The sequence below is a fragment of the Paracoccus sp. (in: a-proteobacteria) genome (assembly GCF_039808215.1).
GTDB lineage: Bacteria > Pseudomonadota > Alphaproteobacteria > Rhodobacterales > Rhodobacteraceae > Paracoccus.
This window is the reverse complement of record NZ_JBDHSP010000005.1, coordinates 45,074-66,746: the sequence shown is the minus strand read 5'-3', so window position 1 is coordinate 66,746 and position 21,673 is coordinate 45,074. Positions and strand designations below refer to the sequence as shown.

At 68.6% G+C, this 21,673-nt stretch carries 29 protein-coding genes and 1 pseudogene; 10 read left to right on the top strand and 20 right to left on the bottom strand.

Annotation, left to right across the window (positions count from 1 at the left end; all coding sequences use genetic code 11):
* Window positions 1-31: 31 nt before the first annotated feature.
* From WMK75_RS03435 to WMK75_RS03410, 6 genes are all read right to left on the bottom strand, one after another.
* Window positions 32-1,345 (bottom strand): MFS transporter, encoded by a 1,314-nt coding sequence (locus tag WMK75_RS03435; RefSeq protein ID WP_347266254.1) that lies wholly within the window; start codon window positions 1,343-1,345, stop codon window positions 32-34.
* Between the two features lie 162 nt (window positions 1,346-1,507).
* Window positions 1,508-2,062: a F0F1 ATP synthase subunit B gene (locus tag WMK75_RS03430; RefSeq protein WP_347266253.1), complete on the bottom strand. Its 555-nt coding sequence runs from the start codon at window positions 2,060-2,062 to the stop codon at window positions 1,508-1,510.
* The gene (locus WMK75_RS03425) at window positions 2,059-2,685 is read right to left on the bottom strand and encodes a F0F1 ATP synthase subunit B' (RefSeq protein ID WP_347266252.1); all 627 of its coding nucleotides are present in this window, start codon (window positions 2,683-2,685) and stop codon (window positions 2,059-2,061) included. The genes WMK75_RS03430 and WMK75_RS03425 overlap by 4 nt, the downstream gene beginning before the upstream one ends.
* 77 nt (window positions 2,686-2,762) lie before the next feature.
* Complete coding sequence (locus WMK75_RS03420; RefSeq protein ID WP_347266251.1) at window positions 2,763-2,996, bottom strand: F0F1 ATP synthase subunit C; 234 nt, start codon at window positions 2,994-2,996, stop codon at window positions 2,763-2,765.
* Window positions 2,997-3,053: 57 nt separating this feature from the next.
* Entirely contained in the window at window positions 3,054-3,800 is a 747-nt protein-coding gene (locus tag WMK75_RS03415) for a F0F1 ATP synthase subunit A (RefSeq protein ID WP_347266250.1), read from the bottom strand.
* Window position 3,801: 1 nt separating this feature from the next.
* Window positions 3,802-4,143 carry an AtpZ/AtpI family protein gene (locus tag WMK75_RS03410; RefSeq protein ID WP_347266249.1) on the bottom strand — a complete coding sequence of 114 codons (342 nt, stop codon included), beginning with the start codon at window positions 4,141-4,143 and terminating at the stop codon, window positions 3,802-3,804.
* 186 nt (window positions 4,144-4,329) lie between these two features.
* On the opposite strand from WMK75_RS03410, the gene WMK75_RS03405 reads away from it, so the two are divergent.
* The 3 genes from WMK75_RS03405 to WMK75_RS03395 are packed head-to-tail and all read left to right on the top strand — an operon-like array spanning window position 4,330 to window position 6,126.
* Window positions 4,330-4,677: a metalloregulator ArsR/SmtB family transcription factor gene (locus WMK75_RS03405; RefSeq protein ID WP_347266248.1), complete on the top strand. Its 348-nt coding sequence runs from the start codon at window positions 4,330-4,332 to the stop codon at window positions 4,675-4,677.
* A 52-nt stretch (window positions 4,678-4,729) separates the two neighbouring features.
* A complete protein-coding gene (locus WMK75_RS03400) occupies window positions 4,730-5,062 on the top strand; it encodes a DUF952 domain-containing protein (RefSeq protein ID WP_347266247.1) in 333 nt (110 codons plus the stop codon).
* On the top strand, window positions 5,059-6,126 hold the full coding sequence (locus WMK75_RS03395; protein WP_347266246.1) for a quinone-dependent dihydroorotate dehydrogenase: 1,068 nt from the start codon (window positions 5,059-5,061) through the stop codon (window positions 6,124-6,126). Before WMK75_RS03400 ends, WMK75_RS03395 begins: the two co-directional genes overlap by 4 nt.
* Window positions 6,127-6,137: 11 nt before the next feature.
* On the opposite strand, the gene WMK75_RS03390 is transcribed toward WMK75_RS03395, so the two are convergent.
* The 4 genes and pseudogenes from WMK75_RS03390 to WMK75_RS03375 form a co-directional block, all read right to left on the bottom strand.
* On the bottom strand, window positions 6,138-6,716 hold the full coding sequence (locus WMK75_RS03390; protein ID WP_347266245.1) for an ROK family protein: 579 nt from the start codon (window positions 6,714-6,716) through the stop codon (window positions 6,138-6,140).
* 79 nt (window positions 6,717-6,795) lie between these two features.
* Window positions 6,796-6,888, bottom strand: a pseudogene (locus WMK75_RS03385) (hypothetical protein); the annotation flags it as partial.
* A gap of 851 nt (window positions 6,889-7,739) precedes the next feature.
* A complete protein-coding gene (locus WMK75_RS03380) occupies window positions 7,740-8,456 on the bottom strand; it encodes a response regulator transcription factor (protein ID WP_347266244.1) in 717 nt (238 codons plus the stop codon).
* 83 nt (window positions 8,457-8,539) lie between these two features.
* On the bottom strand, window positions 8,540-8,824 hold the full coding sequence (locus WMK75_RS03375) for a DUF1153 domain-containing protein (RefSeq protein ID WP_347266243.1): 285 nt from the start codon (window positions 8,822-8,824) through the stop codon (window positions 8,540-8,542).
* A gap of 169 nt (window positions 8,825-8,993) precedes the next feature.
* On the opposite strand from WMK75_RS03375, the gene mnmA reads away from it, so the two are divergent.
* Window positions 8,994-10,163 (top strand): tRNA 2-thiouridine(34) synthase MnmA, encoded by a 1,170-nt coding sequence (gene mnmA / locus WMK75_RS03370; RefSeq protein WP_347266242.1) that lies wholly within the window; start codon window positions 8,994-8,996, stop codon window positions 10,161-10,163.
* Here mnmA and WMK75_RS03365 read toward each other — a convergent pair whose 3' ends face one another.
* Window positions 10,164-10,571 (bottom strand): SufE family protein, encoded by a 408-nt coding sequence (locus WMK75_RS03365; RefSeq protein ID WP_347266241.1) that lies wholly within the window; start codon window positions 10,569-10,571, stop codon window positions 10,164-10,166.
* Between the two features lie 143 nt (window positions 10,572-10,714).
* On the opposite strand from WMK75_RS03365, the gene WMK75_RS03360 reads away from it, so the two are divergent.
* Complete coding sequence (locus WMK75_RS03360; RefSeq protein WP_347266240.1) at window positions 10,715-11,221, top strand: hypothetical protein; 507 nt, start codon at window positions 10,715-10,717, stop codon at window positions 11,219-11,221.
* Window positions 11,222-11,259: 38 nt separating this feature from the next.
* Here the strand turns inward: WMK75_RS03360 and WMK75_RS03355 are convergent, their stop codons facing one another.
* The 4 genes from WMK75_RS03355 to WMK75_RS03340 all read right to left on the bottom strand — a co-directional run bounded on the left by WMK75_RS03355 (window position 11,260) and on the right by WMK75_RS03340 (window position 13,194).
* A complete protein-coding gene (locus WMK75_RS03355) occupies window positions 11,260-11,805 on the bottom strand; it encodes a GNAT family N-acetyltransferase (protein ID WP_347266239.1) in 546 nt (181 codons plus the stop codon).
* A 110-nt stretch (window positions 11,806-11,915) separates the two neighbouring features.
* Entirely contained in the window at window positions 11,916-12,188 is a 273-nt protein-coding gene (rpmA, locus tag WMK75_RS03350; protein ID WP_347266238.1) for a 50S ribosomal protein L27, read from the bottom strand.
* A 12-nt stretch (window positions 12,189-12,200) separates the two neighbouring features.
* Complete coding sequence (gene rplU, locus WMK75_RS03345; protein WP_347266237.1) at window positions 12,201-12,569, bottom strand: 50S ribosomal protein L21; 369 nt, start codon at window positions 12,567-12,569, stop codon at window positions 12,201-12,203.
* A gap of 238 nt (window positions 12,570-12,807) precedes the next feature.
* Entirely contained in the window at window positions 12,808-13,194 is a 387-nt protein-coding gene (locus WMK75_RS03340; RefSeq protein WP_347266236.1) for a DUF2147 domain-containing protein, read from the bottom strand.
* Between the two features lie 143 nt (window positions 13,195-13,337).
* Between WMK75_RS03340 and hisA the strand changes: the two genes are divergently transcribed.
* The 3 genes from hisA to WMK75_RS03325 are packed head-to-tail and all read left to right on the top strand — an operon-like array spanning window position 13,338 to window position 15,139.
* Window positions 13,338-14,054: a 1-(5-phosphoribosyl)-5-[(5-phosphoribosylamino)methylideneamino]imidazole-4-carboxamide isomerase gene (hisA, locus tag WMK75_RS03335; protein ID WP_347266235.1), complete on the top strand. Its 717-nt coding sequence runs from the start codon at window positions 13,338-13,340 to the stop codon at window positions 14,052-14,054.
* A 12-nt stretch (window positions 14,055-14,066) separates the two neighbouring features.
* The gene (gene hisF / locus WMK75_RS03330; RefSeq protein WP_347266234.1) at window positions 14,067-14,828 is read left to right on the top strand and encodes an imidazole glycerol phosphate synthase subunit HisF; all 762 of its coding nucleotides are present in this window, start codon (window positions 14,067-14,069) and stop codon (window positions 14,826-14,828) included.
* Complete coding sequence (locus WMK75_RS03325) at window positions 14,825-15,139, top strand: phosphoribosyl-ATP diphosphatase (protein WP_347266233.1); 315 nt, start codon at window positions 14,825-14,827, stop codon at window positions 15,137-15,139. The genes hisF and WMK75_RS03325 overlap by 4 nt, the downstream gene beginning before the upstream one ends.
* Window positions 15,140-15,148: 9 nt before the next feature.
* Here the strand turns inward: WMK75_RS03325 and rnd are convergent, their stop codons facing one another.
* The 3 genes from rnd to WMK75_RS03310 form a co-directional block, all read right to left on the bottom strand.
* Complete coding sequence (rnd, locus tag WMK75_RS03320) at window positions 15,149-16,321, bottom strand: ribonuclease D (RefSeq protein ID WP_347266303.1); 1,173 nt, start codon at window positions 16,319-16,321, stop codon at window positions 15,149-15,151.
* A gap of 151 nt (window positions 16,322-16,472) precedes the next feature.
* The gene (tgt, locus tag WMK75_RS03315; RefSeq protein WP_347266232.1) at window positions 16,473-17,603 is read right to left on the bottom strand and encodes a tRNA guanosine(34) transglycosylase Tgt; all 1,131 of its coding nucleotides are present in this window, start codon (window positions 17,601-17,603) and stop codon (window positions 16,473-16,475) included.
* Window positions 17,604-17,645: 42 nt separating this feature from the next.
* Window positions 17,646-18,401, bottom strand: a complete 756-nt coding sequence (locus WMK75_RS03310) for a GNAT family N-acyltransferase (protein ID WP_347266231.1) — start codon at window positions 18,399-18,401, stop codon at window positions 17,646-17,648.
* A gap of 108 nt (window positions 18,402-18,509) precedes the next feature.
* Here WMK75_RS03310 and msrB point away from each other — a divergent pair, with 108 nt between their 5' ends.
* On the top strand, window positions 18,510-18,887 hold the full coding sequence (gene msrB, locus WMK75_RS03305; RefSeq protein WP_347266230.1) for a peptide-methionine (R)-S-oxide reductase MsrB: 378 nt from the start codon (window positions 18,510-18,512) through the stop codon (window positions 18,885-18,887).
* Between the two features lie 4 nt (window positions 18,888-18,891).
* On the opposite strand, the gene bamE is transcribed toward msrB, so the two are convergent.
* Window positions 18,892-19,347 (bottom strand): outer membrane protein assembly factor BamE, encoded by a 456-nt coding sequence (gene bamE, locus WMK75_RS03300; RefSeq protein ID WP_347266229.1) that lies wholly within the window; start codon window positions 19,345-19,347, stop codon window positions 18,892-18,894.
* Window positions 19,348-19,460: 113 nt separating this feature from the next.
* On the opposite strand from bamE, the gene WMK75_RS03295 reads away from it, so the two are divergent.
* Window positions 19,461-19,982, top strand: coding sequence for a DUF177 domain-containing protein (locus WMK75_RS03295; RefSeq protein ID WP_347266228.1), 522 nt, complete (start codon window positions 19,461-19,463; stop codon window positions 19,980-19,982).
* A gap of 4 nt (window positions 19,983-19,986) precedes the next feature.
* On the opposite strand, the gene betA is transcribed toward WMK75_RS03295, so the two are convergent.
* The gene (betA, locus tag WMK75_RS03290) at window positions 19,987-21,636 is read right to left on the bottom strand and encodes a choline dehydrogenase (protein ID WP_347266227.1); all 1,650 of its coding nucleotides are present in this window, start codon (window positions 21,634-21,636) and stop codon (window positions 19,987-19,989) included.
* Window positions 21,637-21,673 lie beyond the last annotated feature (37 nt).

The window sequence follows — 21,673 nt, the reverse complement described above, 5'->3', positions numbered from 1 at the left end:
CCCGCAAGGGCAAGTTGCAACCTTCGCCGCCTCAGCCGATCGGACGGTTGCGCGTCTCGGTCGGGATGAAGAGCGTCGCCACCACCGCCAGCGCCAGCAGCGCCGCAAAGACGCCCATGGCGGTGCCAAAGCCCTGCGCCACCACCCCGCCGAGGATCGAGGGCGCCAGCAGCCCGCCCACCCGCGCCACGGCGCTGGCGGTGCCCATGCCGGTGCCGCGCAGCCCGGTCGGGTAAAGTTCGGGCGTATAGGCGTAAAGCGCGCCCCAGGTGCCCAGCAGGGCAAAGCTCATCAGCAAGAGCGAGGCCGCGACCAGCCAGGGGCTGGCGGCAACGGTGAACAGAAAGCAGCCGGCGGCGCTGAGCAGCAAGAACAGCTGCAGCGTCGGCCGGCGACCCCAGCTTTCCACGCCATGCGCGGCCAGCGCATAGCCGGGCAGCTGCGCCAGCGCCAGCAGCACCAGGAACCCATAGCCGCGCACAAAGCCGAAGCCGCCCTTCACCAGTTCTGCCGGCAGCCAGACGAACACCCCGTAATAGGACAGAGACACCAGAAACCAGGTGGCGAATATGCCCAGCGACAGCCGGCGCAGCTCGGGCCCGAACAGGCCCTGCCCCGCCGCCGGCGCCGGCGGCAGCACCAGCCGCACCGCCTCGGGCAGCGGCGGCGCGCCATTGCCGGCCAGCACCCGCGCCAGCGTGGCGCGCGCGCCGGGCTCATCGCCCCGGCGCAGCAGATACATCGGCGATTCCGGCAGCCACAGCCGCAGCCAGATGCCGATCAGCGCCGGCAGCGCCGCCATGGCAAAGATCCAGCGCCAGGTCTCGGCCACCCCGGCCAGATGCGCGATCCAGGCCGCCAGGGCGATGGCCAGCGTGCCCAGCGCCCAGAAGGCCTCGAGCCAGACCAGCCAGCGGCCGCGGTCGCGCGGCGGCAGGAACTCGGCCATCATCGCGTAATCCACCGGCAGCGTGCCGCCGACCGCCATGCCGGTCAGAAAGCGCAGCATCAGCAGCGCCCGGAAATCCGGCGCGAAGGCCGAGGCAAGGCCGAAGACCGCATCGCAGGCCACCGTCAAGAGCAGCACCCGGCGCCGGCCGATGCGGTCGGCGATGCGCCCGAACAGCGTCGCGCCGGCGAACATGCCCAGAAAGAACAGCGTGCCGGTCTGCAGCGCCTGCGGCACCGTCAGGCCGAAACTGGCGGCGATCGAGGCGGCGGTAAAGCCGATCGCGATGACCTGCATGGCGTCCGCGGCCCAGACCAGGCCAAAGATCCCCAGCAGCCGGCGCTGAAAGCGCCCGGCGCCGCCACGGGCCAGCGCCTCGTCGATGGTCATCTGCATCCCGGCGCTCCTGTTTCGCGGCGGCCGCTCCAGCCTTGCCCGGAAACCGCGCCCCGGCAAGCCCCGGCGACAGCGGCCGCAGATGAAAAAATCCCCGCGGCGCGGGCCGCGGGGAAGGTGTCACTGTCCCGTCCGGCTGCCTTGGGCGCAGCCGGTTTCAGATCAGTTCAGGCGGCGGCCGACATCCTCGATCGCCTTGTCGATGCCGGCGCGACGCTCGGCCGGGCTGGCCTGCTTGCCGAGGATCTCGGTCGCGGCGGCGATGGCGGTCTGGATGGCGCGGTCGCGCACCGCGCGCACCGCCTCGGTCTCGGCGCTGGAGATCTGCTCTTCGGCGGCCTTCAGGCGACGCTCGATCGACAACTGCAGCGCCTTCTTGGCCTTTTCGGCCTCGATCGTGGCTTCGCGCCGGGCGTTGACGATGATGTCGTCGGCCAGGGTCTTCACCTCGCGCTGGCGGCGCTCGTAGCTGGCATAGATCTCCTGCGCTTCCTCGCGCAGGCGCCGGGCCTCGGCCAGATCGTTGCGGATGCCGTCGGCACGCTTGTCCAGAAGCCCGCCGACGATCTGCGGCACGCGGAAATAGACCACGATGCCCACGAACAGCAGGAAGGCCAGGGTGACGATGAAATCGGTGTTGCGCAGCGAGAAGAACGGCCCCGAGGCGGCAAGCGCCGGGCTTGCGATCAGGGTCAGCAGGACGCTCAGACGTTTCATTGCAGCGCCCCCTTCAGTCGCTGATCGACCGCGGCATCGACCAGCTTGCGGTCTGCCTTGCCGCCGAAATTCTCGACCAGGGCTGCCGTGACCTCGCGCGCGACGCTGCGCGCGTCCTCGACGGCCGAGGCGCGGATCTCGCCGATGCGCTTTTCCGATTCCGCGGCGCGCGCGGCGATCTCGGCATCGGCATGGGCGATGGCGGCGTCCAGTTCCTTCTGGATCTCGGCCTTGTTGGCGGCCACGATCTTCTGGGCCTCGCCGCGGGCCTCGGCCAGGGCGCGCTCATAGGCGGCCTCGGCTTCCTTGGCCTTGTGCTTGAACTCCTCGGCCGCCATCAGATCGCCGGTGATGGCGCCCTGACGGTCCGCGATGACTCCGCCGATGCGCGGCAGCGCGATGCGCGACAGCACCCAGTAGATCACCGCCAGCACGACGAGCAGCCAGAAGATCTGGTTGCCGAAAGTGCTGAAATCCAGCTGCGGCATGCCCGGCGCAGAGGCGGCATGTCCCGCCGCGGCATCGGCTGCCGCATGGCCCGCCGCCTGGGCGGATTCGGTGATGACCACCGTTTCAGATTCTTGGACCGCTGCGGGCGCGGTCTGTTGCAACAGGCTGAACATTTCCTACCCCATGCCGGTCGTTTCACAATCGGGTGGGCGCGCGACGCCCCCACCCAACCGCAAGGATGGCAAAAGGATCAGACTGCGAACAGCAGCAGCAGCGCGACCAGGAACGAGAAGATGCCCAGGGCTTCGGCGAAGGCCATGCCGATGAACAGCGTCGCGGTCTGCGAGGCGGCGGCCGACGGGTTGCGCAGCGCGCCCGACAGGTAGCTGGCGGCGACATTGCCCACCCCCATGGCGGCGCCCGCCATGCCGATGCAAGCCAGACCTGCGCCGAGATACTGTCCCAGTTGACCCAGATTTTCCATGTTCATGCTCCTTGAGACTTTGGAAAGGGATGTTGGTTTCGACCCGTGCCGGCCGGCTCAGTGCGCCGGATGCAGCGCGTCCTTGAGATAGACGCAGGTCAGGATGGTGAAGACATAGGCCTGGATCAGCGCGACCAGCACCTCGAGCCCGTACATCGCGGCGATGGCGATGATCGAGACCGGCGCGATGGCGGCGATCGCGGCGAAGGCGGCAAAGACCTTGATCACGGCGTGACCGGCCATGACGTTGCCGGCAAGTCGGATCGAATGGCTGACCGGGCGCACGAAATACGAGATCACCTCGATCATCGCCAGCACCGGACGCAAGGGCAGCGGCGCCGAGCCGACCCAGAACAGGCCAAGGAAATGCGTGCCGTGCTTGACGAAGCCAAGGATGGTCACGCCCAGGAACACCATGACCGCCAGCACCGCGGTCACCGCGATATGCGAGGTGGTCGAGAAGCTTTTCGGCAGCAAGCCGAGGAAGTTCGCGAACAGGATGAAGCAAAACAGCGTCATCACATAGGGGAAGTATTTCAGCCCGTCCTTGCCGGCGACATCCTCGACCATCTTGCGCACCATGCCGTAAAGCAGCTCGGCGATGGATTGCAGGCGGTTCGGCACGATGGCGCGGCCGCGGGTGCCAAAGACCAGAAGCCCGGTGATCGCCAGTGCCGCCAGCGCCATCCACAGCGTCGCGTTGGTCGGCGTGTACCAGCTGACCGCGCCCTCGCCAAACAGCGGTTTGACGACGAACTGATCCATCGGATGGAAAGTCAGACCACCTGCTTCTTCTGTCGCCATTTCATTCACCCTTGTCGTCGCCGGACTGTTCCGGGGCCTTGCCTATCTCTTTCGCGGTCCGCATCATGGTCTTTATGCCGGCCACAAAGCCCAGAAGCACAAAAACCACCATGAAGACCGGCTGCAGGCCGGTCACGTAATCCAGCCCGTATCCGATCGCCAGACCGATGGCCATTCCCGCCACCAGTTCGGTCACCATGCGCCAGGCCATGTTGGCCTGGCTGAAATGTTCTTCTCCGCGCGAGGACGGCTTGCGCTCGGCCTTGCGGTCCAGGCGGACCTCAAGATCGCGCAGGCGCTCCGCGTCCCGGGCGCGTGCGGCGTCATGGTCGTCCTCGGCCAAGGCTCACACCCCCGTTATCGGTTGGCGCGGTGATAGGGACTTGCCCGCGCCGAGTCAAGCAAGCGCGACCGTTGCGCAAGTCATTGATATTGCAGCAGCCATCATTTCCCGCGCCCGGCGGCACACGCGCCCTTGCGGCACCTGGGCGATCCGCCGCATATTCAACCCGCAAGTTGAGAAAGCCCGATGTCCGCGCCCAACCCCCATCTTGACGCCATTTTCGCGGCGCTGGCCGATCCGACGCGGCGGCGGATCCTGGCCATGCTGCTTGAGGATGACATGACGGTGACCGATGTCGCCTCGCCCTTCGAGATGAGCCTGGCGGCGATCTCGAAACATCTGACGGTGCTGGCGGCGGCCGGGCTGATCCGGCAGGAGCGGCGCGGGCGCATCATCTGGTGCAAGCTCGAGCCGGATGGGCTGCGCCGCGCCTCGGTCTGGATGCAGGGCTTTGGCCAGTTCGAGCCCGTGGACCTCGACGATTTCGAGCGGTTCCTGCGCGTGTCGCTGGCCGCGGACCGCGACGAGAGCTGAGACCGGCGACTTGGCGCTTGACGCAATCGGCGGCGCGACGCATGAACCGGCCATGCTGGTTTACAAGATCTTTCGCCCCGCCGAATACGCGGCCTTCCTTCGGCACGGCCGCAGCGATGGCGCCCCCGTCGATCTGGCCGACGGCTATGTGCATCTGTCGACCGCGGCGCAGCTGCCGGTGACGCTGGCGCGCCATTTCGCCGGCGAGGGCCTGCTGCATCTGCTGGCGGTTGACGCCGGCGCCCTGACCGGGCTCTGCTGGGAGCCGGCGCGCGGGGGCGAGCTGTTTCCGCATCTCTACCGTGAACTCCGGGCGGCGGATGTGATCTGGAGCCGCCTGCTGCCGCCCGGCCCCGAGGGCCATGACACCGGAGACCTTGCATGACCCCGATCGAGCGCCTCGGCCTGGCCGCGCTGCACCGCCTTGACCCGGAACGCGCCCATGACCTGTCGATCCTCGCGCTTGGCCGCGGGCTGGTGCCGCTGCCCGGCGGGCCGGTCAGTTCCGCACGGCTGCGCCTGCGCCTGGCCGGGCTTGACCTGGCCAATCCGGTCGGGCTGGCCGCCGGCTATGACAAGAACGCCCGCGCCCTGCCGGCGCTGATGCGCGCGGGCTTCGGCTTTGTCGAGGTCGGCGCCGCGACGCCGCGCCCGCAGCCGGGCAACCCCAGGCCGCGGCTGTTTCGCCTGCGCGAGGATCGCGCCATCATCAACCGTTTCGGTTTCAACAATGACGGCGCCGAGGCCATCGCCGCGCGCCTCGCTGCCCGCCCGGCGCAGCCCGTTCCCGTCGGGCTGAACATCGGCGCCAACAAGGACAGCGCCGACCGTGCCGGCGATTTCGCCCAGGTGGTGCGCATCGCCGGCGCCAGCGCCGATTTCCTGACGGTGAACGTCTCCTCGCCCAATACCGAGCGGCTGCGCGACCTGCAGGGCGCGGCGGCGCTGGCGGCGCTGCTGCGCGGGGTCATGGCGGCGCGCGACGCGCTGCCCACCCGCCCGCCGGTGTTCATCAAGATCGCCCCCGACCTTGACGAGGCCGGTATCGCCGACGTGGCCGATGTCGCGCTGGACGCCGGGGTGGATGCGATCATCGCCACCAACACCACGCTGTCGCGCGCGGGCCTGGCATCGCGCCACGCCGCCGAGGCCGGCGGGCTTTCGGGCGCGCCGCTGTTTCACCGCGCGACGCAGGTCCTGGCGCGGCTTTACCGCCGGACCGGCGGGCGCGTGCCGCTGATCGGCGTCGGCGGCATCGGCTCCTCCGAGGATGCCTGGCAGAAGCTGCGCGCCGGCGCCTCGGCGGTGCAGGTCTATTCGGCGCTGATCTATCAGGGTTTCTCGCTGGCGAGCCGCATCGCGCAGGAGATCGACGCGCGGCTGGGCCGCGAGGGGCTGACGCTGGCCGAACTGACCGGCAGCGGCAACGCCGACTGGCTGCAAGGCTGAGGCCGGCGGCCTCAGTCCGGCGCGCCACCCGCCGCGGCCAGAAGCGCGCCCAGCAGGCCGCTGTCATGGCCCAGTTCCGCCGCCACCACCGCGGGGCGAAACAGCTCCGGCTTGTCCGAGAGATGCGCCAGCACCGCGGCAGCGGCAATGGCCCGCCCGCCGGCGACGCTTTCGACCGTGCCGATCCGCCCCGAGCCGCAGCGGTCCTGCGCCAGCCGCGACGAGACAAGGCCGACGTGACCGGCCAGGCCGTTGCCGCTGTCCAGCCGCCGCCCGCCCAGCACCAGCCCGCCGCCGACCCCGGTCGAGACCGTCAGACAGGCAAAGTTGCGCGCCCCGCGGCCCGCACCCAGCGCCGCCTCGGCCAGCGCCGCCGCCGCAGCGTCATTGACGGCGCGGCAGCGCCCGCCAAAGCGCGCCGCAAGCATCGCGCCCGGCGGCGCGGCGCTGATCGCGCGCAGCGTGTCGCGGTTGACCGCATGCCAGTTGCCCGCCGCGTCCACCCGCCCGGCCACCGCCACACCCAGGGCCTCGACCTGGCGAAAGCCCGGATCGGCCAGAAGCGCGGCCAGGGTGTCGATCTGCGCCACGACATCGGCGCCACGACATCGGCGCCGCGCAATCGGCCATGGCCAGGCGGCCAAGCCCGAGGTTTTCGGCCCGCAGCGCCTCGCGCGGGGTGGGACGGGGGCGCAGCGTCGCGTCATAGGCGATCACATCCGCCCCGGCCGCGGCCAGGGCGCGAAGCTCGTCCAGGCGCATGGAGATGCGCACCGGACTGTCGGCGAGGCAGCTCTTGACGATGCCGATGATCGGCGCCCCGCCCCGCAGGCGCGTGAGCAGATCCATGCGTCGCCGAGGCCCGCTGCCGTGTGGCCGGCAGCAGGCCGACATGCTGCACGATGGCGCGAATGCGCGCGATGCTTTCGGCGTCGAAAGGCCGGATCGGCAGCGCCATGCGGTCCGAGCCGATCAGCCCGATGGCCACCATCGCCACCTTGAAGGCGCCGACGCCGCCGGCATCGCCCGAGCGGCCAACGGTCTGGAAGGCGATCTCGAACAGGCGGTTCAGGCGCTCCTGCTCGGCAACAGCGCCGGTCATGTCGCCGGCGCGGGCCGCGGCCCAGAGCCGGACATAGCCGGCGGCATCGGCATTGGCGAGGCCGGTTGGCGGTAGCATTCATCGCGATCAGCCGGCGAAATGCCACGTCGTCGCCCGAGGAATCCTTGACGCCGACGATCACCCCCTCGCGGCCGAGATCGGCCACCCGGCACAGCAGGAGATACTTCACCGCATCGAAGCCGATCACGCCTGCCCGCAGCGCCTGGCGGGTCGCGGCGACCTCCCCGAAACACGCGTCGCGCATATTCGGCGCGGCACCAGGTCCCTTGCGCCGAGAGCCAAAAGCGTTGTCGCGCGTTTCAGCGGCCGAATTCTGTCGCATCGGACTGCGCGAGAACCTTCGCGGCAGCGTCGGGGCGCTGCAGGCCGATCTCGATGCCCGGCTGGCCCACCGCAGCACCGGATGGCTGCATCCCGGCTGTGGAACATGGGACGACGGCCGGTGGCGACCGTCATGCCATTCGTCAGCCAGAAAGCTGAACTGGACAGGTCAGGCACGCAGGGCCAGGCGTTCCTGGCTGGGCGAGCTCGCCGCCGGATCGCGCAGGACATAGCCCCTGCCCCAGACGGTCTCGATATGGCTTTCACCCCCCATGGCGGCGGCAAGCTTCTTGCGCAGCTTGCAGACGAACACATCGATGATCTTCAGCTCGGGCTCGTCCATGCCGCCATAGAGATGGTTGAGAAACATCTCCTTGGTCAGCGTCGTGCCCTTGCGCAGGCTGAGCAATTCGAGGATCTGGTATTCCTTGCCCGTCAGGCCGACGGTCCGGCCCGCGACCTCGACCGAGCGGGCGTCGAGATTCACCACCATCTCGCCGGTGCGGATCAACGACTGGCTGTGCCCCTTCGAGCGGCGGATGATCGCCTGGATGCGGGCGATCAGCTCGTCGCGGTTGAACGGCTTCGTCATGTAATCGTCGGCACCGAAGCCGAAGCCGCGCAGCTTGCTTTCGGTGTCGTCCGAGCCGGTCAGGATCAGGATCGGCGTGTCGATGCGGGACATGCGGATCTGGCGCAGCACCTCCATCCCGTGCATGTCGGGCAGGTCGAGATCGAGAAGGATCAGGTCATAGTCGTAAAGCTTGGCAAGATCGATGCCCTCCTCGCCCATGTCGGTGCAATAGACGTTGTAGCTTGCGTGGGTCAGCATCAGTTCGATGCTGCGCGCAATGGTGTGGTCATCCTCCACCAGCAGGATCCGCATGTGATATCCCCTTGCCAACCTGACGATGGGCAAGTGTTGCCCGCCGAAGGTTAATATCATGTTACCGGATTGCCGATCCAACATTATTCAATCTGAGGTTGTCGAAACTTCTGCAACTGGGTGATCTTCAGCGCGTTGCGCCCATGCCGGTGCAGTGCCGCGACCCAGCCATCGAACTCTTCTCCGGTCAGCCCGTAGCGGCCGATCGCCTCATCGCGGGTCATCAGCCCGTGATCGACCGCGGCGATCACCGTCGCCTTGCGGCTGGCCACCCAGCGCGTGTCGGCATCGGGCAGGTCCGCCAGGCTGAGGATGCTGCCATCGGACAGGATGGCAAGGCGCGGACGGGCGGTTTTCTTCAAGAACATCGGCAAGCTCCTGTCTTTCACGCACCGTTCTGCGCGAAACTTCTTAAGCCGCGGTGAAATCGCGCCGGCTTTCACCGCCCGCGCCCCTTGAGAATTCCGGCATTTTTCCTATAAATGTCCTGAATGCGGCGCCGCCATCCCCGCCGGCCGGCCGCGACAAGGACGATCCATGACCGCGCCATACCCCTCCCTGCGCCAGCCGGCGCCCGATATGCCCATGAACTCGCTGGGGTTTCGCAAGCCGCCGGGCCAGACGCGCGTAGTCGTCGCCATGTCCGGCGGCGTGGACAGTTCGGTGGTGGCCGCCATGCTGGCCGAACAGGGCTATGACGTGATCGGCGTGACCTTGCAGCTTTACGACCACGGCGCGGCGCTGGCCAAGAAGGGCGCCTGCTGTGCCGGCCAGGACATCCACGATGCCCGCCGCGTCGCCGAGCGCCTGGGATTCCCGCATTACGTCCTCGACTATGAAAACAGGTTCCGCGAATCGGTGATCGAGGAATTCGCCGACGCCTATCTGGCCGGCGCCACCCCCGTCCCCTGCATCCGCTGCAATGAGCGGGTGAAGTTTCGCGACCTGCTGCAGACCGCGCGCGAACTGGACGCCGATTGCATGGCCACCGGCCATTACATCCGCCGCCTCGAGGGCACGCAGCGCGCCGAGCTGCACATGGCGGCCGACCCCCATCGCGACCAGAGCTATTTCCTGTTCTCGACCACGCAGGAACAGCTCGACTTCCTGCGCTTTCCGCTGGGCGGGCTTGCCAGCAAGGCCGAGACCCGCGCCCTTGCCGCGCAATACGGGCTGGCGGTCGCCGACAAGCCCGACAGCCAGGACATCTGCTTTGTGCCCGACGGCAATTACGCCGGGGTGATCGAGAAGCTGCGCCCCGGCGCCGCCGAGCCGGGCGAGATCGTGGACCTGCAAGGCAATGTGCTGGGCAGCCACCGCGGCGTCATCCACTATACCATCGGCCAGCGGCGCGGCCTGGGCATCGGCGGGCTTGACGATCCCTATTACGTCCTCCGCCTCGACCCCGAGGCGCGGCAGGTCGTCGTCGGCCCCAGGCAGGCGCTGGCGACCCGGATCGTGCCGGTCAGCGAGGTGAACTGGCTGGGCGACACGCCCCTGGCCGGCGAGACCCCGGTCAGCGTGCGCATCCGCTCGACCCGGCCGCCGCGGCCGGCGATCCTGCGCGCGCTGGACAATGGCCGCGTCGAGGTCGAACTTCTTTCCCCCGAGGAAGGCGTCAGCCCGGGCCAGGCCTGCGTGTTCTACGCCAGCGAGGGCACGCGCGTGCTGGGCGGCGGCTGGATCACCCTGCGCCGCGGCGGCTGATCAGCCCGCCGCCGCCAGCAGGCGGATGCGCTCGACCATGGCGCGCAGCCCGTTCGAGCGCTGCGCCGACAGATGCCCCTCAAGCCCCAGCCTGCCCAGTTCCGCGCTGGCGTCGATGCCGGGCACATCCGCCAGCGGCACGCCGGCATAAAGCGCATGCAGGATCGCCACCAGCCCGCGCACGATCAGCGCATCGCTGTCGCCCTGAAAGTCAAAGCGCCCCTCCCCGATGCGCGAGACGATCCAGACCTGGCTGGCGCAGCCCTCGACCTTGCTGGCCGGCACCTGCAGCAGCGGGTCCATCGCGGGCATCGCCTTGCCAAGCTCGATGACATGGCGGTAGCGCTCTTCCCAGTCCTCGAGAAAATCGAAGGTTTCGGCGATCTCTTCAAAGGCGGGCGTGGCCATCTGACATCCTTTCGCATCGGTGCGAGCCCGGGGGGCGCGCACGGCATAGCGCGCCCGGCCGGCAAGGTCAAAGAGGCTTTCGCCCTGCGGCGACATGGCCTATCACTGCGCAAAACGCCAGGAGCACGCGGGGGACGCCATTCATGAAAACGGGAACACTGGCCTCTCTTGCCTGTGCGATGCTTGTTCTGGGCGGCTGCGGCCGCATGGGCGACAGCCGCTGGAACCCCCTCTCCTGGATGTCGGGCAGTTCGCGCCCCGAAACGCTGGAGCCCAAGGGCGGCTATCCCGAGGCGCGCACCGACGGGCGCATCCCGGTGGCCCATGTCGCCTCGGCCAGATGGCAGCCGCTGTATGAAGGGCGGATGCTGGTCGTCGAGGGGCTTGCGGCCTCCAAGGGCTGGTGGGATGTGGCCCTGGTCACCGAGGTGCCGATGCCGCGCGGCCGCGTCCAGCCCGACGAGGACGGCGTCCTGCGCCTGCGCCTGGTCGGCAAGCCGCCTGCGCCCGACACATTCGCCGCCGCCAATGCCGCCGATCCGGCCAGCGACATGCTGACCGTGGCGCTGACCATCCCCAATGCCGTGCTGCCGCGCCTGCGCGAGGTGGTGGTCACGGGGGCGATGAATTCAGTCAGCATCCGCCCCTGAGGGGCAAGGAGACCGGCGCCGCCGCCTGTCCGCCGGACTCAGCCCATCTTGCGCAGATAGGTCCAGGTCGCGACGCGCGCATCGCGCGCCACCGACCAGCTTTCGGCATCGCCCAGATATTCGAAGCCGCAATTCGTCAGCACCCGGGCCGAGCCGGGGTTGTCCTGGAACGCCTCGGCAAACAGCGTGCGCGAGCCGTGCGGATTGGCCGCGACCAGCGCCGCCACCGCCTCGGTGGCGAATCCGGTGTTCCAGAACCCGGCGCCGATCCAGAAGCCAAGCTCGGACTGCTCGCGCTCGACCCGGGTCAGCGAGACCACGCCCAGCACCTCGGCCAGCCTGTTGGCCGAGCCGTCGATGGCCCAGACATCTTCCTGGCGCGAGGCGGCCAGAGCGCGGCGCACATAGGCCTCGGCCGCGCCCGGCGGCAAGGGATGCGGGATCGAGCGGGTGCCCTCGGCCACGCGGCGGTCGGCGGTGTAATGCGCGATCAGCCCGGCGTCGGACAGGCGCAGCGGCCGCAGCACGAAACGCTCTGTCGCGATCTCGATCTGCCGTTCTTCTGCGGCAATCACGTCGATCATGTCACTCATCTCCCCCTATTGTGCGGAAATATATGGGTGCAACAAACTGAAATACGAAGGGGACCGGCCTTCGCCGATCCCCAGTCTTGCATCCGAGTATGAATATCGGCTTACTCGGCAGCCTCAATCTGGGCGGGCAGCACGGAAATATAGGTGCGTCCCTTGAGGCCCTTGCGGAAGGTCACATGGCCGTCGCTGAGCGCGAACAGCGTGTGGTCGCGGCCCATGCCGACGTTCTGGCCCGGCCACCAGGTGGTGCCGCGCTGGCGCACGATGATGTTGCCGGCCACGGCCGACTGGCCGCCGAACAGTTTCACGCCAAGACGGCGACCGGCCGAATCGCGACCGTTGCGGGACGAACCGCCTGCTTTCTTATGTGCCATGGGTCAGTCTCCTCAGTTGGCGGCTTCGACTTTGGTGCGTGCACCGACGGCGGGTTTCACGTCGCTTTTCTCGGCGCCGCTCTCCAGCAGGTCGGTGACGCGGATCAGCGTCAGCTGCTGGCGGTGGCCGCGGGTGCGCTGCGACGAATGCTTGCGGCGGCGCTTGACGAAGGTGATGACCTTGTCGGCCTTGATCACGTCGATCACTTCCGCCTGCACGGCGGCGCCGGCAACCAGCGGCGCGCCGACGGTCGAGCCGATCATCAGCACTTCGTTGAACTGCACCTTGTCGCCGGCCTCGGCGTTCAGCTTTTCGACGCGCAGCACGTCACCGGCCTGGACCCGGTACTGCTTGCCGCCCGTCTTGAGAACTGCGAACATTCGCTTCTTCCTTGTTCTGCCGCGTCCTTCGGCCCCCGCGCCCGCGGGTGTTTGCGGGTCTGCCCCGCCTTCGGACTGCGCACCCTTCGGATCGGGTGTGGTTCAAAATGACATGCCGGCAACGGGCTGCTGCCCGGCCGGTCGCGGCTGTATCATGGATTCGCGACGCAAAGTCAACAGGATTGACCGCGCCGCGCCGCCATAATCCAGGCCAAAAACCAGGCCCGCCACGAGGCCGTTACTTGACGCGCGTCCAGCGCTGGGTCTTGCAAAATACCGCGACGCAACCCGAGACCTTCAGCACCTTGCCCTCGAGCACCATCTTCGAGCGATAGGTCTTGTCCGAACCCGGATCCCAGATCGTCCCGCCCGAGAACCTGCCGCCGCCGTCATCCGTCATGCCGGCAACGATGTTCTTGCCGGTATTGGGCGAGTCGATTTCCTTGCCGGCCTTGTCGAAGGACCGCACCAGCTTGCCGCAATACTTGCCGCCGCAGTCATGGAACTGCACCATGCCCACATTGCCGTCGTCATTGGCCTCGGTCTGGAAGATGCCCTCGATGCCTTGCGCCTGCAGGGCGGTGGCGGTCAGCGACAGCGCCGCGGCCAGTGCCAGTGTCCTCATGGTGATTCCCCCTCCCCCGGGGATTGTTGCCTTGGCGCCAGATTGAAACAGCCTCGCGGCCGATCAAGCCTGACGTGGGGTCCGGGCCTTTCCGATCGCGGCCCGCTATGGCAAAGACACCCCACGCTTTCAGGAGTGATGCGATGATCCTTTACCCCGCGATCGACCTCAAGGACGGCAATTGCGTGCGGCTGCTGCGCGGCGACATGCAGGCGGCGACGGTCTTTGGCAGCGATCCCGCCGCGCAGGCGCGCGCCTTCCAGGACGCGGGGGCTGAATGGCTGCATCTGGTGGACCTGAACGGCGCCTTTGCCGGCCAGCCGGTGAACGGCGCCGCGGTCGAGGCGATCCTTGCCGCCACCTCGATCCCGGCGCAGCTGGGAGGCGGCATCCGCGACATGGCCACCATCGAGGGCTGGATCGCGCGCGGCATCTCGCGGGTGATCCTTGGCACCGTCGCGGTCGAGGACCCGGCGCTGGTCAGGGCCGCCGCCGCGGCCTTTCCGGAACAGATCGCGGTCGGCATCGACGCGCGCCAGGGCCGCGTCGCCACCCGCGGCTGGGCCGAGGAAACCGACGTGATGGCCACCGACCTCGCGCGGCGCTTTCAGGACGCGGGCGTGGCGGCAATCATCTATACCGACATCGACCGCGACGGCGCCATGCAGGGGCCCAATATCGCCGCGACCGCGGCGCTGGCGCGGGCGGTGAACATCCCGGTCATCGCCTCGGGCGGGGTCAGCTCGCTGGCCGATCTCGTGGCGCTGCGCGACAGCGGCGCGATTGCCGGTGCGATTTCCGGCCGGGCGCTTTATGACGGGGCGATCGATCTGGCCGCGGCGCTGCGCGCGCTGGCCTGAGGGGGGGGCGAGATGCTGAAGACAAGGGTGATCCCCTGCCTGGACGTGGCCGAGGGCCGGGTGGTCAAGGGGGTGAATTTCGTCGATCTGATCGACGCGGGCGATCCGGTCGAGGCCGCGCGCGCCTATGACGCCGCCGGCGCCGACGAGATCTGCTTTCTCGACATCCACGCCACACATGAAAACCGCGGCACCATGTTCGATCTGGTTACCCGCACCGCCGAAGCCTGTTTCGTGCCGCTGACCGTGGGCGGCGGCGTGCGCAGCCATCAGGACGTGCGCGCGCTCTTGCTGGCCGGGGCCGACAAGGTCAGCTTCAATTCGGCCGCGGTGGCGAACCCCGACGTGATCTCCGATGCCGCCGACCGGTTCGGCAGCCAGTGCATCGTCTGCGCCATCGACGCCAAGACCGTGGCGCCGGGCAGATGGGAAATCTTCACCCATGGCGGCCGCAAGCCCACCGGCATCGACGCGGTGGAGTTTGCCCGCACCGTCGCCCGGAAAGGCGCGGGCGAGATCCTGCTGACCAGCATGGACCGCGACGGCACCAGGGCCGGTTTCAACATTCCGCTGACGCGCGCGGTGGCCGATGCGGTCTCCGTCCCGGTCATCGCCTCGGGCGGGGTCGGCACGCTGGAACATCTGGCCGAGGGCGTGCTGGAGGGCCATGCCAGCGCCGTGCTGGCGGCCTCGATCTTTCACTTCGGCACCCATTCCATCCGCGAGGCCAAGGAATACATGGCCGCCGCCGGCATCCCGGTGCGCCTGACATGAGCGGGCTGGCCAGTCTGGCCGCGACCATCGCGGCACGGAAGGACGCCGACCCCGACAGCAGCTGGACCGCAAAGCTGCTGGCCAGGGGGCCGGAAAAATGCGCCGAGAAATTCGGCGAGGAGGCCGTCGAGGCGATCATCGAGGCGGTCAGGGGCGACCGCGAGCGGCTGATCGGCGAGGCCGCGGATGCGCTTTACCACCTGCTGGTGATGCTGGCGGCGCGCGACATCACCCTGGCCGATGTCGAGGCGGAACTGGACCGCCGCGAGGGCCGCTCGGGCATCGCGGAAAAGGCCTCGCGCCCGGGCTGAGCCCGCGGCTCAGGGCGCGACCTGCACCACGCGGATCGCGCCGCCCTGGGCCGAGAGCGCGATCTCGCCCCCGGCCAGGCGCAGCGCGTCGCGGCCAAAGACCTCGCCCCGCCAGCCGCTGAGCGCCGGCAGGTCGCGCAGCCCCGAGGCGATGGCGTCCAGCTCCGACGCCGAGGCGATCAGCCGCGGCGCCACGCCGGCCTCGTCGGACTTGGCCTTCAGCAGCACGCGCAGCAATTCCGCCAGCGCGCCATTGCCGGGGCGGCCCGGCTCGTCGGGGGCGGCCTTCGGCGGGTCCTGGCATTCGATCCCGGCCTTGACCGCGGCCAGGATGCCATTCGCGATCTCGCCGCGCCGCGCATCGCGCAGCAAAAGCCGCGACTTGCCCAGATCCGCTTCGCTGAGCGGCCTGGTCGAGGCCAGTTCGATCAGCGCGTCATCCTTGAACACCCGGGCGCGGGGAATGTCGCGTTCCTGCGCGAAGGTCTCGCGAAAGCGCGCCAGTTCGCGCACCACCGCCAGAAAGCGCGGTGAGCCCGAGCGGGTGCGCACCCGTTCCCAGGCGTCATCCGGGCGGGTGACATAGGTCTCGGGTGAAAGCAGCACCGCGACCTCCTCGGCCAGCCAGGGCGCGCGCCCGGTCTTTTCCAGCTGCGCCGCGAGGAATTCGTAGATGGCGCGCAGATGCGTCACATCGGCCAGGGCATATTGCGCCTGTGCATCCGACAACGGCCGCAGCGACCAGTCGGTAAAGCGCGAGGACTTGTCCAGCGGCTGGCGGGCGATCTTCTTGACCAGGGTCTCATAGCCGACCTGCTCGCCAAAGCCGCAGACCATGGCGGCGATCTGGGTGTCGAACAGCGGGTCGGGAAACACCCCGGCATCGTGAAAAAAGATCTCGAGGTCCTGGCGCGCGGCATGGAACACCTTGACCGTCGCCTTGTGGCGAAACAGCTCGTAAAGCGGCTCAAGCGACAGGCCCTCGACCAGCGGATCGATCAGCACCGCCGGCCCGCCCGCGGCCTTGCCGGTGGCGGCCGAGGGCAGCGCCGCCTGGATCAGGCACAGTTTGGAATAATAGGTGCGCTCGCGCAGGAATTCCGTATCGAGCGTGACATAGGCCTCGGCCTTGGCCAGTTCGCAGAATGCGGCCAGTTCGGCCGTGGTGGCGATGGTGCGGATCTCGGGGGCGCGGTTCGGCAGGGCGTCGGCTGGCATCGTGTTCCTTCTGGGTGGCGGGTCCTCCGCCGGGCTGGGTGGCGGGTCCTCCGCCGGGCGATTCCCTTGCGGGATTATCGAAGCCGCGGCCAAGCGCAAGGCCTTGCAGGCGATCCTAGCACGGTTCGATGTCGCCCTGTGCCCGCATTGCCGCGAACCGGGCGACGAAACCGGCCAGGTCCCCGGCCGAGATCGCCTCGCGCAGCCCCGCCATCAGTTCCTGGAAATAATGCAGGTTGTGCCAGGTCAGCAGCATCCCCGAGATCATCTCGCCGGCACGAAAGACATGGTGCAGATAGGCGCGGGAATAGCCGGTGCAGGCCGGGCAGCTGCAGTCCGCGTCCAGCGGCCGCGGGTCCTCGGCATGGCGGGCGTTCTTGATGTTGACCTGGCCGCGCCGGGTCCAGGCCTGCCCCGTCCGCCCCGAGCGCGAGGGCAGCACGCAATCCATCATGTCGACGCCGCGCAGCACCGCGCCCACGATGTCGTCGGGCTTGCCCACGCCCATCAGATAGCGCGGCTTGTCCTCGGGAAGAAAGCCGGGGGCATAATCGAGGACGCCGAACATCGCCTCCTGCCCCTCGCCCACGGCCAGGCCGCCGATGGCATAGCCCTCAAAGCCGATGGATTTCAGCGCCGCGGCGGATTCCTCGCGCAATTCGCGGGTGACGCCGCCCTGCATGATGCCAAACAGCGCATGCCCCGGCCGGTCGCCAAAGGCGTCGCGGCTTCGCCCGGCCCAGCGCATCGACATGCGCATGGATGCCGCCACCTCCGCCTCGGTCGCCGGCAGCGCCGGGCATTCGTCAAAGGCCATGACGATGTCCGAACCCAGCAGGCGCTGGATCTGCATGCTGGTCTCGGGCGACAGGAAATGTTTCGAGCCGTCGACATGGCTGGAAAACGTCACGCCCTCTTCGCTCAGCTTGCGCAAGGATGACAGCGACATCACCTGAAATCCGCCCGAATCGGTCAGGATCGGCCGGTCCCAGTTCATGAACTGGTGCAGACCCCCAAGCCGCGCGATGCGTTCGGCGCCGGGGCGCAGCATCAGGTGATAGGTATTGCCCAAGAGGATGTCGGCGCCGGTGGCGCGCACCGATTCGGGCAGCATGGCCTTGACGGTGGCGGCGGTGCCCACGGGCATGAAGGCCGGGGTGCGGACATGGCCGCGCGGCGTGTCGATCACCCCGGCGCGGGCGCGCCCGTCGGTGGCCGAGACGGTAAACTGGAATCTGTCGCTCATCCCCGGCACATAGGCGCTTTGCGCGGCCAATGCAAAGCCGCCCTACGCCCCGGCGGCGCGCAACAGCCGGGCGCGCTGCGGCGGGATCGCCGCGATCTCGAGCCCGGTAAAGACATGCAGCGTCTCAAGCTGCCGGTCCACCACCGCATGGTCGCTGACCCAGCCGCCCATGGCCAGATAGCTGCGCAGCAGCGGCGGCATGGCGGCCAGCGCCCGGCGCGGGTCGGGCCGGCGCCGGCGCAGGATGCGCGCAAAGGGAAAGACCTGCGGCGCCTTCACTCGCGGCAGCCAGCAGCGCGGCGCCAGATGGCGTTCGCCCAGCATGGCAAAGGCATCCTCATAGCCCCGCGCATCCGTGCCGGCAAAGCTGGTGCAGCCAAACAGCATGGCGATGCCCTGCGCGTCCACCTGACGCGCCAGCGCCCCCCAGGCCAGGCGCAGGATGTCGGGATCGGACCATTCTGGATGGATGCAGAAACGCCCGATCTCGGCCATGCGGCCCGGGTAGGCGCGCAGTCCGGCCAGGTCGTAATGGCGGGCGGAATAGCTTTCCTCGATGGCCGTGCCGCCGGGCAGCGTCAGCATGCGGAAACAGGCGACCAGGCCGCCGCTGGCACTGTCGCGGATCAGCACATGCGTGCAGGCGGCGTCATGCTCGTCGGCATCGCGCCGATCGCCCGGCATGGCGCAGCGGCGCCGGCCCAGAAAGCACAGCCCGCGCAGGCGCTGCGCCTCGGCGATGTCGTCGCTGCCCGCCCGCAGGCTGATCTCGTAGCGTCCCTTGCGATAGGTCATCATCACCCGCCAGCCCGCGCCGCAGCGGCCGGCCTGGCCTTGCGACCGCGCGTGTCGCCCCTATCTTGAAACAACAGCATGGCAGAGAGAAGCGCGAAGATGTCAGGCAACATGAACCGAACCGATGCCGAATGGCGTGAACTTCTGGACCCCGAGACCTATCGCGTGACCCGACAGGCCGGGACCGAGCGGCCCTTCTCGCACCCCGGCTTTCCGCAGGGGCCGGGGCATTTCGTCTGCGCCTGCTGCGGTGCGCGGCTGTTCGACGGCGAGGCGAAATTCGAAAGCCACTGCGGCTGGCCCAGCTTCTCGCGCCCGGGCGGCGCCATGGACGAGCGCCGCGACGCCAGCCACGGCATGATCCGCACCGAGGTCCGCTGCCAGCATTGCGACGCGCATCTTGGCCATGTCTTTCCCGACGGCCCGCCGCCCACGGGGCTGCGCTACTGCATCAACGGCGTGGCGCTGCGCTTTGTCCCCGAGGGCTAGGCGCCTAGTCCGCCAGCAACTCGCCCGCCGAGACACGTCCGACATTGCCCAGCAGTTGCCGGATCAGGCCAAGGCTGGTCACGCCGGTCTCGGTCACGCGCCGCGACAGCACGACGACACGGCCGCGCTCAAGGCCAAAGCGCTCGACATTGCTGACCGTGCCGGCCGGGTCAAAGCTGATCGCGACCACCTGGCGGTCGATCTCGCGCGGCTCGCGCGCGCCGTAGAACTGCCAGCGCGAGCCGACGAAATACCAGGCCGAGCCGGTCAGCAGCCCCTGCGCCGAGGGCTTGCCGATCAGCCCCTCAAGCTCGGCCTGCGTGGTCCTGCCGACCACCACCTGCGCCATCTGCTCGTCTGGCGGGACATAGCCGTGGTTGCGATAGGTGGCCTGGCAGGCGGCAAGCCCAAATGGCGCGACCAATGCGAAACCCATGAGCTGGCGCCGGGAAATCTTCATCTGAACTCTGCCCTCATACGCGCCTGTTGACGCCGCGCAACCGGCTTAGCAAACTCATGCACCGCGCTCAAGAATATCCAGACCAAGGGCGGAGCCGCCCGCGAAAGGCCCCCATGACCGACAAGACCCCGCATCCGGCCCGGTTTCGCGTGGCGCATCTGAACCCGCGCCAGGCGACGGAATTCTCTCTGGCCCCCGACGGCGCCGCGCGCGCCGCCCTGGCCGCCCGCCTGGGCATCAAAGCCCTGCCCCGGCTCAGCTTTGCCGGCCAGATCCGCGCCGTCGAGGGCGACGCCTGGCAGGTCGCGGGCCAGCTTGAGGCGCGCGTCGTGCAGCCCTGCGTGGTGACGCTGGCCCCGGTCAGCACCGATCTGCACGAAAAGATCCACCGGACTTTCTCGCCCCATGTCACCATCCCCGAAGGCGACGAGGCCGAGATGCCCGATGACGAGCATGAGCCCCTGGGCCAGTTCATCGACCTCGCCGAGATTATGGCCGAGGAACTGATCCTGGCGCTGCCGCTCTATCCCCGTGCGGATGGCGCATCGCTGGCGCCCCCCCCGGCCGAGCAAGAGACCCGCAAGCCCTTCTCGGGGTTGGCCGACCTCTTGAAGGATTCGGGAAAAAAGCCGTAACCACCTAGGGACGCTGCCTTTCCTGCCAATCCTTCTCAAGCTGCGGTGCAAGGTTCAGCGGCGCCAGCATGCCCCGGCCCAGGACGTGATCGGCGGCTTTCTCGCCGGTCATGATCGCCGGCGCGTTCAGATTGCCGTTGGTCACCCGCGGAAACACCGAACTGTCGGCGACGCGCAGCGCCTCGGCGCCGATCACCCGCAGTTCCGGATCGACCACCGCCAGCGGATCCTCGGCGCGGCCGATGCGCGCCGTGCCACAGGGGTGAAAGGCCGATTCGGCATGGTCGCGGATGAAGGCGTCGATCTGGGCATCGCTCTCCACCGCCTCGCCGGGCTGGATCTCGCGGCCCTTGTAGGGGGCAAAGGCGGGCTGGGCAAAGATCTCGCGCGTCAGGCGCACGCAGGCGCGGAACTCGGCCCAGTCCTCGGCATGGGACATATAGTTGAAGCGGATCTCGGGTGCCGCCTTCGGATCGGCGGATTTCAGCCGCACCGTGCCGCGTGACTTGGATCGCATCGGCCCGACATGGACCTGGAAGCCGTGCCCCTCGGCGGCGGCCTTGCCGTCATAGCGCACCGCAAGCGGCAGGAAATGATACTGGATGTCGGGGTATTCCACCCCGGCGGCCGAGCGGATGAAGCCGCAACTCTCGAACTGGTTCGAGGCCCCGAGCCCGGCCCCGGTCGCCATCCACTGCGCCCCGATCGAGCCCTTGCCCCAAAGGTTCCAGTGCTTGTAAAGCGTGACCGGCTGCGTGGCGGTGAACTGCATGTAGACCTCGAGATGGTCCTGCAGATTGCCGCCGACCCCCGGCCGGTCCGCCCTGACCTCGATGCCCTGCGCGCGCAGATGCGCCGCAGGTCCGATGCCCGACAGCATCAGGATCTTTGGCGTCCCAATCGGCCCGGCCGAAAGTATTACCTCACGTTCGGCGCGAAACACATTGATGCCGCGGGTGTTTTTTACCTCGACCCCGGCGGCGCGCCCATCCTCGAACACCACGCGCTGCGCCAGGCCGCGACGCAGCCGCAACAGGCCGGTCTGTTGCGCCGGGCGCAGATAGGCATTGGCCGCCGACCAGCGCCGCCCCTCCCAGATCGTGGCCTCCATGGCGCCGAACCCTTCCTGGCGGGCGCCGTTGTAATCCTCGGTGGTGGGATAGCCGGCCTCGCGCCCGGCACGGATGAAGGCATTGAACAGCGGATTCTTGCGCGAGCCGCGCGTCACATGCAGCGGCCCCTCGGTGCCGCGATATTCGCTGACCGCGCCATGCGAGGTCTCCATGCGCATGAAATAGGGCAGCACATCGGCATAGGCCCAGCCCGCCGCGCCGGCCTCGGCCCAATGGTCGAAATCGCGCGCATGGCCGCGCACGAAGACCATGCCGTTGATCGAACTCGACCCGCCCAGCACCTTGCCGCGCGGCGTGACCAGCCGGCGCCCGCCCAGATGCGGCTCGGGCTCCGAGGAAAACCCCCAGTCATAGCGGCGCATGTTCATCGGATAGCTCAGCGCCGCCGGCATCTGGATGAAGGGGCCGACATCGCTGCCGCCATATTCGATCAGATCGACGCGCCTGCCGGCCATCACCAGCCGATAGGCCAGCGCACAACCGGCGGAGCCCGCGCCGACGATCACGTAATCGGGCGTCATGCCACCTCCTCCTGCGCTGGCGACTTCTTCGTTCTCC